Below are 13076 nucleotides of genomic sequence, written 5' to 3' on the forward strand. Positions count from 1 at the left end.
TAAACGATGGCATCGCTTATTCAGGTTCGTGATTTACTGGCTCTGCGGGGGCGCATGGAGGCGACGCAAATCAGCCATACGCTGCACACCCCGCAGCCGATGATTGACGCCATGCTGAATCAGTTAGAAAAGATGGGTAGAGCCGTGCGTATTCAGGAAGATCCCGACGGATGTCTTTCCGGAAGCTGCAAAAGTTGCCCGGAAGGCAAAGCCTGCCTGCGTGAGTGGTGGACTTTGCGTTAACCTGATGCCGGATGGCGTAGTGCTATCCGGCATTTTGCGTACCAGATTCCGCAAAAATGTCACTGTTTCAGCAACGCTGATTTATCTTCCTGTCCTTTACGCATTGTTAGCAATACCGGGATGCTTCCCTCCCAGCTTGCCAGTAAAGTCTCGTCTTCTTGTTCCTCAGGTGACGGACCGCCATGAATACTGACACTACCGCTACACCGCATGACGCGATATTCAAAACGTTTCTGAACCACCCGGCTACCGCACGCGACTTTCTTCAACTCCATCTTCCAGAATCTTTACGCACGCTTTGCGACCTGGAAACACTGCAACTGGAATCAGGCAGTTTTATTGAAGACGATTTGCGCGCGTACTATTCCGATGTGTTGTGGTCGCTTAAAACCCGCGAAGGCGATGGCTATATTTACACCATTATTGAACATCAGAGCACTGCTGATGCCCATATGGCGTTTCGTCTTATACGCTATGCCATTGCAGTAATGCAGCGTCATTTAGATGCAGGTCACAAGAAGCTGCCGCTGGTGATACCCCTGCTTTTTTACCACGGTACAGCCAGTCCTTATCCCTACTCACTGTGTTGGCTGGACGAGTTTGAAGACCCGAAGGTCGCCAGACAACTTTATGCCACGGCGTTTCCGCTGGTCGATGTCACGGTAATACCGGATGACGAGATCATGCAGCATCGCCGTATGGCATTGCTGGAACTGATCCAAAAACATATCCGCAAACGAGATTTAATGGGGCTAGTGGAGAAACTGGTCATCCTGTTAGTTAAAGGACATGCTAATGACAACCAGTTGAAAGCGCTGTTTAATTACCTGATGCAGGCGGGTGACTCGGCTCGTTTTAGCGAGTTTATTCATCAAGTCACCGAACGTTTACCCCAACAAAAGGAAAGATTGATGACGATCGCCGAAAGATTACGTCAGGAAGGTCATATGAAAGGGTTACAAGAGGGATTGCAAGAGGGATTGCAAACTGGACTACAAACGGGTCTGCGGCAAGGTAAGCGAGAGGAGGCTTTGCGCATCGCGACAACCATGCAGGCAGATGGTATCGACAGACTAACAATCCTCAGAATTACCGGACTTATACCTGAAGACCTGGCGACTAAAGGTCATTGACTCCAGGCCCGGATCGCCACGCGTCACCGGGCAAGTCAACCGCGCTATATCTGATGCTTTAACGCCACCAACGCTGCACAGAACTCAGCAGGATGCGAGATAAACGGCGCATGTGCCGCTTTGGCAAATACCAACGATTCACTCTGCGGCCACAGTTCATCCAGCATCGGCACCACTTTACGCGGGACCAAACCATCGAGATAACCGTACAACCGCAGAAACGGCATGTTCAGTGCGCAGAGTGGTTCACGCAGATCGACCGTTTTCAGGATCTCCAGCCCGCCATTGAGCACCTCGACTTCCGGCATGGGTAATGCCAGTACCGTTTTCTTCAACGCTCGCGCATCCTGACGCGCCGTTTCCGTACCCATGGTTTGCAGTGCCAGGAAACGTTCCACCGTCCGCTGGAAATCGTCACTCAGTTGCTGCTGGAAGCCTGCCAGCACTTCAGGTTTAATACCCGGCCACTCATCGCGAGCACTAAAGCACGGCGAAGATGCGACGGTAACCAGTGCCTGAACGCGCTCAGGAGCCGTTAACGCCACCTGACTCGCCACCAGTCCGCCCAGGCTCCAGCCCAGCCAAACCGCGTTCTCGGGGGCCTGCTGCAAAACGTGCGCCGCCATTTCTTCCAGCGACATCGCGCCAAATCCCTGGCTGCGCCCAAATCCCGGTAAATCGACCAGGTGCAGCGTGAAATGCGAGCTAAGTTCCTCACTTATGCAATGCCAGACTTCCGCATTCAATCCCCATCCGTGCAGCAGCACAAGATGGCAATTTCCCGAACCACGGGTCTGCCACCAGATGTCATTCATCAGTTACTGTTCTCTTTTGACCAACAAGGATGAACCTATGCTAACAGTACCAGGATTGTGCTGGCTATGCCGAATGCCGTTAATGCTCGGGCATTGGGGGATCTGTTCTGTTTGCACGCGGGCAACACGCCATCATGTCTGCCTGTGCCCTCAGTGCGGGCTGCCCGCGGCCCACCCCAACATTCCCTGCGGACGCTGCCTGCAAAAACCGCCGCCGTGGCAGCGGCTGGTCACGGTCAGCGACTACGCTCCGCCGCTGAGTGGGCTTATCCACCAGCTCAAGTTTTCCCGGCGCAGTGAAATAGCCACTGCACTCTCGCGCCTGCTGTTGCTGGATGTATTGCAGGCTCGCCGTACCAGTGGACTTCCTTTACCGGACAGGCTCATCAGCGTCCCACTCTGGCAACGCCGCCATTGGCGCAGAGGGTTTAACCAAAGTGACTTACTGTGTCGCCCGTTGGCGCACTGGCTGGGCTGCGACTGGGACGGCCGGGCCATCACGCGGATTCGACCCACCGCCACACAGCACCATCTCAGCGCCCGATTACGCAAACGCAACCTGAAAAATGCGTTTCGCCTTGAATTGCCGGTACAGGGACTCCATATGGTTGTTGTGGATGATGTCGTCACTACCGGAAGTACCGTCGCGGAAATCGCGCAGCTGCTTTTACGCAACGGCGCGGCGACTGTCCAGGTATGGTGCCTGTGTCGAACCTTGTAGAGCCTCGATGATGGGCGTATTATAACCAAGTAAAATAGTCAACTATTAGGCCATTACTATGATCCATATTTCCGATGCTGCACAAGCGCACTTTGCCAAACTGCTGGCAAATCAGGAAGAAGGGACACAAATCCGCGTATTTGTGATTAATCCCGGCACGCCTAACGCTGAATGCGGCGTTTCTTATTGCCCGCCGGACGCCGTGGAAGCAACCGACACCGCCATCAAATTTTCCCTGTTGACCGCGTATGTTGATGAACTGAGTGCACCGTACCTGGAAGATGCAGAAATCGATTTCGTTACCGACCAGTTAGGCTCCCAACTAACGCTGAAAGCACCTAACGCGAAAATGCGTAAAGTGTCTGATGATGCACCGCTGATGGAACGCGTGGAATACATGCTGCAGTCGCAGATTAACCCGCAGCTGGCCGGTCACGGTGGTCGTGTCACCCTGATGGAAATCACCGATGAAGGCTACGCTATTCTGCAGTTTGGCGGCGGCTGTAACGGCTGTTCAATGGTCGATGTCACGCTGAAAGAAGGCATCGAGAAACAGCTGCTGGGTGAATTTCCGGAACTGAAAGGCGTTCGCGATTTAACCGAACACCAGCGCGGCGAGCACTCTTACTACTAAGCCCCGTTTGTATTTACCCGGTGGCATTTTGTTCACCGGGTCGACATTCCCCCGCACGTACCCTGCAACATCCCCTTTATAATTTGACCTGCCTCTCATAATTTAAATTTTGCCTGCCCAGGTGATTTTCAATCACCACATGTTACCCGTATCATTCACGCAAGCACCAGGAACCCCCATAACAGCCAGCTAAACAAACTAGTTTTGCAGGCAATCAGCATTGGTGCCCTAATAACTCTGTTCCCGGTCGGGACAAGCGGAATTTGTCATCTAAACACTGACGTTACCCATAACAAAGTAAAGGCCAGGTAAATCATGCCATTAGTCATCGTTGCTATCGGTGTAATCTTGTTACTCCTCCTGATGATCCGTTTCAAAATGAACGGTTTCATCGCTCTCGTCCTGGTGGCGCTTGCTGTCGGATTGATGCAAGGGATGCCACTGGATAAAGTCATCGGTTCTATTAAAGCCGGCGTCGGCGGAACCCTTGGCAGCCTCGCCCTGATTATGGGCTTTGGCGCCATGCTGGGCAAAATGCTGGCTGACTGCGGCGGTGCGCAACGTATTGCCACCACGCTGATTGCTAAATTTGGCAAAAAGCACATCCAGTGGGCTGTGGTATTAACCGGTTTCACTGTGGGCTTTGCGCTGTTCTACGAAGTGGGCTTCGTGCTGATGCTGCCGCTGGTATTCACCATCGCTGCCGCCGCGAACATCCCACTGCTGTATGTGGGTGTGCCGATGGCCGCTGCGCTGTCTGTTACTCACGGCTTCTTACCGCCGCACCCGGGTCCAACCGCAATCGCTACCATTTTCCACGCAGATATGGGTAAAACCCTGCTGTTTGGTACGATTCTGGCGATCCCAACCGTCATTCTCGCCGGTCCGGTGTATGCACGTTTCCTGAAGGGTATCGATAAGCCAATCCCGGAAGGTCTGTACAGCGCGAAAACCTTCACAGAAGAAGAGATGCCGGGCTTTGGCGTCAGCGTCTGGACCTCCCTGGTTCCAGTGGTGCTGATGGCGATGCGCGCTATCGCAGAGATGATCTTGCCGAAAGGGCATGCCTTCCTGCCGGTTGCAGAATTCCTCGGCGACCCGGTCATGGCAACGCTTATTGCCGTTCTGATTGCAATGTTCACGTTTGGTCTGAACCGTGGGCGTTCGATGGATCAGATTAACGACACGCTGGTTTCCTCAATCAAAATCATCGCGATGATGCTGCTGATTATCGGCGGTGGCGGTGCGTTCAAACAGGTACTGGTGGATAGCGGCGTAGACAAATACATCGCCTCTATGATGCACGAAACCAACGTCTCTCCGCTGCTGATGGCATGGTCAATTGCCGCCGTGCTGCGTATCGCGCTGGGTTCTGCCACCGTGGCGGCCATCACCGCAGGTGGGATTGTGGCTCCGCTGATTGCGACAACAGGTGTTAGCCCTGAGCTGATGGTTATTGCGGTAGGCTCCGGTTCCGTCATCTTCTCCCACGTGAACGATCCAGGCTTCTGGCTGTTCAAGGAATACTTCAACCTGACCATCGGCGAAACCATCAAGTCATGGTCAATGCTGGAAACCATTATTTCAGTATGCGGCCTGGTAGGGTGTCTGCTGTTAAATATGGCAATCTGATGTAAAAAAGCCGGGTGGCGCTAGCGCCTACCCGGCCTGATATCTTTATTTCTTCTTCACAACGGCCCTTCTACGTTTATCCAGATCCTTAATCAGCTTGTTCACCCCGTCATCAGCAAACATCTTCTCAAGTGTGGTCGTCAGCTTACGTCGCCAGTTTTTGTACTGGTTGTTGGTGCCCGGAATGTTGACCGGTTCCGCCATATCCAGCCAGTCTTCCGGCTGCAGGCCCAGCAGCGCGCTGTTGCTGTCGGCAATGTAGCGCTGCATCCCACGGTTAAGGATCGGCGTCATCGACATCAGCGACGCCTTGTGTCCGGCACGTTTCGGCAGACAGCCGTATTGATGCAGTGCATTCAGCAGCCCCTGCTTCGCCAGCTCGCGGTCCTGATATAAGCCGCGCAGTACAACTTCGTCCGGGTACAGGCCCAGAGTTTTGCCGAGCGTCAGGTCGCCGCTGTCCCAATAGCCTTTAAGCGTAGGAAGGTCATGCGTCGCCGCGACTGCCATTGACTGTTCCGGGTACGCCTGCGGCGCGCGGAAGTTCTTCTCATGATCATTCTCAAAATAGAGCACTTTGTAGGAATACACGCCACTGTCGCGCAGCTTGCTGACGATCTCCACGGGCACGGTGCCCAGATCTTCACCAATCACCATGCAGTGATGACGTTTACTTTCCAGCGCCAGAATAGAAAGCAGATCGTCAACAGGATAATGCACGTAGGCACCGTGATCGGCAGTTTCACCGTAGGGGATCCACCACAGACGTAGCATCGACATCACGTGGTCGATACGTAGCGCGCCGCAGTTCTGCATATTGGCGCGCAGCAGCTCGATAAACGGTTCGTAAGCGCGTGCCGTAATGATATGCGGATCCATCGGCGGCAGCCCCCAGTTCTGACCGAGAGGGCCAAGGATATCCGGCGGTGCGCCAACGGACGCTTTCAGGCAATACAGTTCACGGTCGCACCAGGTTTCTGCCCCACCTTCGGCCACGCCAACCGCCAGGTCGCGATACAGTCCAATCGGCATCGCAAAGCCCTGACTGGTTTTCCAGCAGTCAGCAAACTGGGTATACGCCAGCCACTGCAGCCACAGATAGAAATCCACATCATCACGATGCTCTGCGCAGAACTGTTTCACTGCCGGCGAGTCCACAGACTGGAAGGCTTTCGGCCACACCGGCCAGCCCCAACGTAATGTATCTTCTTTCACCTGGTGCGCATGCAGCGCGTCAAACGCCGCCTGCCAGTACAGGCTGTCGCCTTCCTGAGCCACAAACTGGCGGAATGCTGCCATCTGCTCATCATCACGGGCAGAAAAGCTTTTCCAGGCCATACGGAGTGCGGTCATCTTCAGTGTGGTAACGGCAGAATAATCAACCCACTCACCATCCCGCGCGCGTTGCAGAACTTGCTGCGTCGCGGGTTTCTGCCACCAGACCTGCGCCTCTTTACTCAGATGGAAATCTTCTACTGCGTTTACATCAATATAAATCACGTTCAGCCAGCGGCGTGAAGATGGGCTGTACGGGCTGGCGCTCTCCGGGTTCGCCGGATATAGCGCATGAATCGGGTTGAGGCCGATAAACGCGCCGCCGCGTTTGGCGACTTCCGGCAGCATCGCCTTCAGATCGCCAAAGTCACCAATCCCCCAGTTTTTTTCTGAACGAAGAGTGTAGAGCTGAACGCAGGCACCCCACAGTTTCTGCCCGGTCAGCAGAGCCTGAGGTTCATAGCAGCGTTTCGGCGCGACGATAATTCGGCAATGCGTACGCAGCTCGCCCTGGGTCAGGGTAAGCGTGTGATACCCCTCCGGCAGCTTCGCCGGCAGGTGAAAAGATTTACCGCCAGTGGCGTGCCCTTTGTGCTGTACACCCTCTTCGGTAGTCAGCAGCCAGGTAAACTCGCCGCTGCCTTCAACCGCCAGCGGCATTTTTTTGCCCGCGGTATAGACCATGACGTTCGGCACCGGGGTCACCGCCACCTGAGTGGCGGCGGTGGTGCGATGCATGGCATCAAGCAAACGCCGCTTGGTTTCGGCACCAATAGACTGCGGTTTACCGTGGGCATTAATGTAATTGGGGCTGATCCCCGCCGCCAGCGCGGCATTATCCAGACGTTTGCTTTCCATCGCGATTCCTTAACGTTTCGCCTGCCAGATACGAGCCTGATAATCGCGGATCGAGCGATCCGAACTGAACATGCCGCAACGCGCGGTATTCAGAATCGCCGCCCGGGTCCAGGCTTCCTGGTCACGATACAACACGTCAACCTGCTTCTGGGCTTCAACGTAGCCTGCAAAATCGGCCATCACCAGGTACGGATCACCCCCCTGTTTGCCGATGCTGTGCAGCATCTGGTCAAAGGCGTGTTTGTCACCGTCGCTGTATTTGCCGCTTTCCAGCTCTTTCAGAACGGCATCCAGCACTTTATCTTTCTTACGCCATTTCACCGGGTCATAGCCTTTCGCCTTCAGCGCTTTTACCTCTTCCACGGTATGACCAAAGATAAAGATATTTTCGTCACCCACCTTCTCGGCGATTTCGACGTTAGCCCCGTCCAGTGTGCCCACCGTTAACGCACCGTTCAGCGCCAGCTTCATGTTACCGGTGCCGGAAGCCTCTTTCCCCGCAGTCGAGATCTGCTCAGAGATATCCGCCGCCGGGATCAGCATTTCCGCCGCCGAGACACAATAATCCGGCAGGAAGACGACTTTCAGCTTATCGCCGACTTTCGGGTCGTTATTGATGGTTTCCGCCACCTTGTTGATGGCGAAGATGATATTTTTCGCCAGGTAGTAACCCGGTGCGGCTTTCGCGCCAAACAGGAATACACGCGGCACGCGATCGGCCTGCGGGTTCTCGCGAATTTCTTTGTACAACGCCAGAATATGCAGCAGATTCAGGTGCTGACGTTTGTACTCGTGCAGACGTTTGATCTGAATATCAAAGATGGCGTTGGTCGTTATCTCAATACCGGTCCGCGCTTTAATAAACGTCACCAGACGCTGTTTGTTCGCCAGCTTGATGTCGCGATACTGCTGGCGGAATTTGGCATCGTCAGCGTATTTTTCCAGGTTAATCAGTTGGTCGAGGTCGTTGGCCCACTCTTTTTTCAGCGATTTATCCAGCAGCGCGGCAAGCGCAGGGTTGCACTGTTTGATCCAACGACGCGGGGTGATCCCGTTGGTAACGTTATGGAATTTGTTCGGCCACAGCTGATGATATTCCGGGAACAGATCCTTCACCACCAGGTCAGAATGCAGCGCCGCCACGCCGTTGACCGCAAAGCCGCTAACTACGCACATGTTGGCCATGCGCACCTGCTTGTTGTGCACCACCGCCAGCTTAGCCCAGACAGTAGCATCGCCCGGCCAGGTTTTATCGACCAGCTTCTTAAAGCGGTCATTAATCTCTTTGATGATTTGCATATGGCGCGGCAGCAGCGCTTTCACCAGCTTCTCATCCCAGCACTCGAGCGCTTCTGGCATCAGGGTGTGGTTGGTGTAGGCGAAGGTCTTGCTGGTAATGGCCCATGCGTCGTCCCAGTTCATCTGGTGCTCATCAATCAGCACGCGTAGCAGCTCAGGGATCGCGATGGTCGGGTGAGTATCGTTCAGTTGAATGACTTCGAAATCAGCCAGCTCATGCAATTTACGCCCGGCCAGATGATGGCGGCGCAGAATGTCAGCCACGGAACAGGCACACTGGAAGTACTGCTGCATCAGGCGCAGCTTTTTACCTGCCGTGTGGTTGTCGTTCGGGTACAGCACTTTGGTCAGTTTTTCGGCGTCGATCCCCTGCTGCTCAGCGCGCAGGAAATCACCGTCGTTGAATTTGGTCAGGTTAAACGGATGCGCGTGGCTGGCCTGCCACAGACGCAGCGGTTGCGCCACGCCGTTGCGGTAGCCCAGAACCGGTAGATCCCAGGCCTGACCGGTGATGATGAATCCAGGTTCCCAGTGGCCTTCTTTGCTGACTTTACCACCAATACCGACCTGCACATCCAACGCTTCGTTGTGACGGAACCACGGATAACTGCCACGATGCCAGTCGTCCGGCGCCTCCATCTGCTGACCGTCGACAAACGACTGACGGAACAAACCGTACTGGTAATTCAGGCCATAGCCCGTTGCGGATTGACCCACCGTTGCCATCGAGTCGAGGAAACAGGCCGCCAGCCGCCCGAGACCGCCGTTACCCAGAGCCGGATCGGTTTCTTCTTCCAGCAGGTCGGTCAGATTGACGTCGTGCGCTTTCAGTTCATCGCTCACCCCCTGATACCAGCCCAGGTTGAGCAGGTTGTTGCCGGTCAGACGGCCAATCAAAAACTCCATCGAGATGTAGTTAACATGACGCTGATTCTTTGCCGGTTTCGCCGCAGGTTGGGCGCTGAGTAATTCAGCCAACGCTCCACTCACGGCCTGCCACCACTGATGTGAGGTCATTTCGTGAGCCGACAGTAAACCAAAGCGCTGCCACTGACGTGTCAGGGCCGCCTGAAAGTGATCTTTGTTGAAGGTTGGCTGTGACATAGGGGTTCCAGATCCTTAGATAATAAACAACGTTATCGCTAGTTTGCCAGGCTCATTGTTGACCTTCCTCATCCTGGCAAGGATTAGGCAGGGAGGAGGAGCGGGGATGAGCATAAAAATGTGATCGCCGCCACTTAAAGGAGCAGTAATTGCCCGTAGATACGCAGAATATCCACATAAAACCCCGGCAAATGCGACAGGGTTTTCGCATTAAAAAAGGGATTAACCAGACAATATCAAATAGCGGGGTATGGTTGAGAAAAATTATGTAAACAGGGAAATAGTTTCTAACCTGAAATACGTATGGCGGATAAGATATTTCACATGAAAATTTTAAGTCGATCGCAAATACTGCCGGCGACATCCAGGACAATTCAATAACCATAAAAAATTGAGGTCAATTTTCCTAAGCGGAAAAATAACGCCGAACCCAGTCACCACGCCCTTTGTGGCCCCTAAGAGCAATTATTGCAATAGATGTATAGAATTGTGACATAGTGCAAATTCAGACACACAAAAAGTCCGCTTAGCTTGCATAAAATGACTTTCTGGCCGACCTTATAACCATTAATTACGAAGCGCAAAAAAAATCATTTTCCCCATTTTCACACAGTGAAGTGACAAACTTATGTTGATTCCGTCTAAATTAAGTCGTCCGGTTCGACTCGACCATACGGTGGTTCGTGAGCGCCTGTTGGCTAAACTTTCCGGCGCGAACAATTTCAGGCTCGCCCTGGTAACAAGTCCTGCTGGTTATGGAAAAACAACGCTGGTTTCACAATGGGCGGCGGGGAAAAATGAATTGGGCTGGTTCTCACTGGATGAAGGTGATAACCAGCAGGAACGTTTTGCCAGCTATCTGATTGCCGCGATCCAACAGGCGACCGGTGGACACTGCACCACCAGCGAAGCGATGGTGCAAAAACGCCAGTATGCCAGCCTGACTTCACTGTTTGCACAGCTATTTATTGAACTGGCCGAATGGCATCGTCCGCTGTACCTGGTGGTGGATGATTATCATCTGATCTCCAATCCGGCCATTCACGAAGCGATGCGTTTCTTCCTGCGCCATCAGCCTGAGAATCTCACGCTGGTCGTGCTGTCGCGTAATTTACCGCAGTTGGGTATTGCCAACCTGCGCGTGCGCGATCAGCTACTGGAAATCGGCAGCCAGCAACTGGCGTTTAACCATCAGGAAGCGAAGCAGTTCTTCGATCGTCGTTTGTCTTCCCCTATTGAAGCGGCGGAAAGCAGCCGGATGTGCGATGACGTCGCGGGCTGGGCCACGGCGTTACAGCTGATCGCCCTCTCCGCTCGCCAGAACAATCATTCCGCGCACCAGTCGGCACGACGTCTGGCGGGGATCAACGCCAGCCATTTATCGGATTATCTGGTCGATGAAGTGCTGGACAGCGTGGATCTCAGCACCCGTCATTTTCTGTTGAAAAGCGCCATTCTGCGTTCAATGAACGATGCGCTGATTGTCCGGGTGACTGGGGAAGAAAACGGCCAAATGCGGCTGGAGGAGATCGAACGCCAGGGATTATTCCTGCAGCGGATGGATGACGTCGGCGAATGGTTTAGCTACCACCCGCTGTTTGGCAACTTCTTACGTCAGCGCTGCCAGTGGGAGCTGGCGAGCGAACTGCCCGAAATTCATCGCGCTGCCGCGGAAAGCTGGATGGAACAAGGTTTCCCCAGCGAAGCCATTCATCATGCGCTGGCGGCAGGCGACGCCCACATGCTGCGCGATATCCTGCTCAATCATGCATGGGGGCTGTTTAACCACAGTGAACTGGCGCTGCTGGAAGAGTCGTTAAAAGCGTTGCCGTGGGAAAGCCTGCTGGAAAACCCGCGCCTGGTGCTGCTGCAAGCCTGGCTAATGCAGAGCCAGCACCGCTACAGTGAAGTGAACACCCTGCTGGCGCGCGCAGAGCAAGAAATGAAAGGCGACATGGAACAGACCCTGCACGCAGAATTTAATGCGCTGCGTGCTCAGGTGGCAATTAACGACGGGAATCCTGACGAAGCCGAGCGTCTGGCAAAGCTGGCGCTGGATGAGTTACCGATCGCCTGGTTCTACAGCCGTATCGTTGCCACCTCGGTGCATGGCGAAGTCCTGCACTGTAAGGGCGATCTCACGCGGTCACTGGCGTTGATGCAACAAACTGAGCAAATGGCTCGCCATCATGACGTCTGGCATTACGCGCTGTGGAGTCTGATCCAGCAAAGCGAAATCTTGTTTGCCCAGGGCTTTTTACAAGCCGCCTGGGAAATCCAGGAAAAAGCGTTCCAGCTGATCAAAGAGCAGCATCTGGAACAGCTGCCGATGCACGAGTTTCTGGTGCGTATTCGCGCGCAGTTACTGTGGGCATGGGCGCGTCTGGACGAAGCTGAAGCGTCTGCCCGCAGCGGCATTGAGCTGCTTTCCACTTTCCAGCCGCAGCAGCAGTTGCAGTGCCTGGCGCTGCTGGTTCAGTGTTCGCTGGCGCGGGGCGATCTGGACAATGCCCGCAGCCTGCTCAACCGTCTGGAAAACCTGCTCGGCAACGGCCACTATCACAGCGACTGGATCTCGAATGCCGATAAGGTACGGGTGATTTACTGGCAAATGGTGGGCGACAAAAACTCAGCCGCCAACTGGCTACGCCACACGCCAAAACCCGAGTTCGCCAATAACCACTTCCTGCAAGGTCAGTGGCGCAACATCGCCCGCGCGCAGATCCTGCTGGGTGAGTTTGAACCGGCTGAGATTGTGCTGGAAGAGTTAAACGAAAATGCGCGTAACCTGCGCCTGATGAGCGATCTTAACCGTAACCTGCTGCTGCTGAATCAGCTGTACTGGCAGGCAGGACGTAAAAATGACGCGCAGCGCGTATTACTCGACGCGCTGCAGCTGGCTAACCGCACCGGGTTTATCAGTCACTTTGTTATTGAAGGTGAGGCCATGGCGCAGCAGTTGCGTCAGCTGATTCAGCTCAATACGCTACCGGAACTCGATCAGCATCGCGCCCAGCGCATTTTGCGCGAGATTAATCAGCATCACCGCCACAAATTCGCCCATTTTGATGAAGGGTTCGTTGAGCGCCTGCTGACCCATCCCGAAGTCCCCGAACTTATCCGTACCAGCCCGCTAACCCAGCGTGAATGGCAGGTGTTAGGACTGATTTATTCGGGCTACAGCAACGAGCAGATCGCCGGAGAACTGGCCGTCGCGGCAACGACCATCAAGACGCACATCCGTAATTTGTACCAGAAGCTCGGCGTCGCACACCGCCAGGATGCAGTGCAGCATGCGCAGAAACTGCTGAAGATGATGGGATACGGGGTTTAGTTAATGCCTGATGCGCTACGCTTATCAG

9 protein-coding genes are annotated in these 13076 nt (G+C 54.3%); 6 read left to right on the forward strand and 3 right to left on the reverse strand.

Annotation, left to right across the window (positions count from 1 at the left end; translation table 11 throughout):
• Positions 1-6 precede the first annotated feature (6 nt).
• Both feoC and JQ822_RS14945 read left to right on the forward strand, forming a co-directional pair.
• Positions 7-243 (forward strand): [Fe-S]-dependent transcriptional repressor FeoC, encoded by a 237-nt coding sequence (gene feoC, locus JQ822_RS14940; protein ID WP_213134139.1) that lies wholly within the window; start codon positions 7-9, stop codon positions 241-243.
• A gap of 182 nt (positions 244-425) precedes the next feature.
• On the forward strand, positions 426-1376 hold the full coding sequence (locus JQ822_RS14945; protein WP_213134140.1) for an Rpn family recombination-promoting nuclease/putative transposase: 951 nt from the start codon (positions 426-428) through the stop codon (positions 1374-1376).
• Positions 1377-1420: 44 nt separating this feature from the next.
• Here JQ822_RS14945 and bioH read toward each other — a convergent pair whose 3' ends face one another.
• Positions 1421-2191: a pimeloyl-ACP methyl ester esterase BioH gene (gene bioH, locus JQ822_RS14950; protein WP_213134141.1), complete on the reverse strand. Its 771-nt coding sequence runs from the start codon at positions 2189-2191 to the stop codon at positions 1421-1423.
• Between the two features lie 37 nt (positions 2192-2228).
• On the opposite strand from bioH, the gene gntX reads away from it, so the two are divergent.
• The 3 genes from gntX (at position 2229) to gntT (ending at position 5178) form a co-directional block, all read left to right on the forward strand.
• Positions 2229-2912 (forward strand): DNA utilization protein GntX, encoded by a 684-nt coding sequence (gene gntX, locus JQ822_RS14955; protein ID WP_213134142.1) that lies wholly within the window; start codon positions 2229-2231, stop codon positions 2910-2912.
• Between the two features lie 58 nt (positions 2913-2970).
• A complete protein-coding gene (nfuA, locus tag JQ822_RS14960; protein ID WP_045448462.1) occupies positions 2971-3546 on the forward strand; it encodes a Fe-S biogenesis protein NfuA in 576 nt (191 codons plus the stop codon).
• A 315-nt stretch (positions 3547-3861) separates the two neighbouring features.
• Positions 3862-5178, forward strand: coding sequence for a gluconate transporter (gntT, locus tag JQ822_RS14965; protein ID WP_045448464.1), 1317 nt, complete (start codon positions 3862-3864; stop codon positions 5176-5178).
• Positions 5179-5223: 45 nt separating this feature from the next.
• Here the strand turns inward: gntT and malQ are convergent, their stop codons facing one another.
• Positions 5224-7311: a 4-alpha-glucanotransferase gene (gene malQ, locus JQ822_RS14970; RefSeq protein ID WP_213134143.1), complete on the reverse strand. Its 2088-nt coding sequence runs from the start codon at positions 7309-7311 to the stop codon at positions 5224-5226.
• A 9-nt stretch (positions 7312-7320) separates the two neighbouring features.
• The gene (gene malP / locus JQ822_RS14975; RefSeq protein WP_213134144.1) at positions 7321-9714 is read right to left on the reverse strand and encodes a maltodextrin phosphorylase; all 2394 of its coding nucleotides are present in this window, start codon (positions 9712-9714) and stop codon (positions 7321-7323) included.
• A gap of 628 nt (positions 9715-10342) precedes the next feature.
• Here malP and malT point away from each other — a divergent pair.
• Complete coding sequence (gene malT, locus JQ822_RS14980) at positions 10343-13048, forward strand: HTH-type transcriptional regulator MalT (protein ID WP_213134145.1); 2706 nt, start codon at positions 10343-10345, stop codon at positions 13046-13048.
• Positions 13049-13076 lie beyond the last annotated feature (28 nt).

It is taken from the genome of Citrobacter sp. FP75 (assembly GCF_018342065.1).
GTDB lineage: Bacteria > Pseudomonadota > Gammaproteobacteria > Enterobacterales > Enterobacteriaceae > Citrobacter.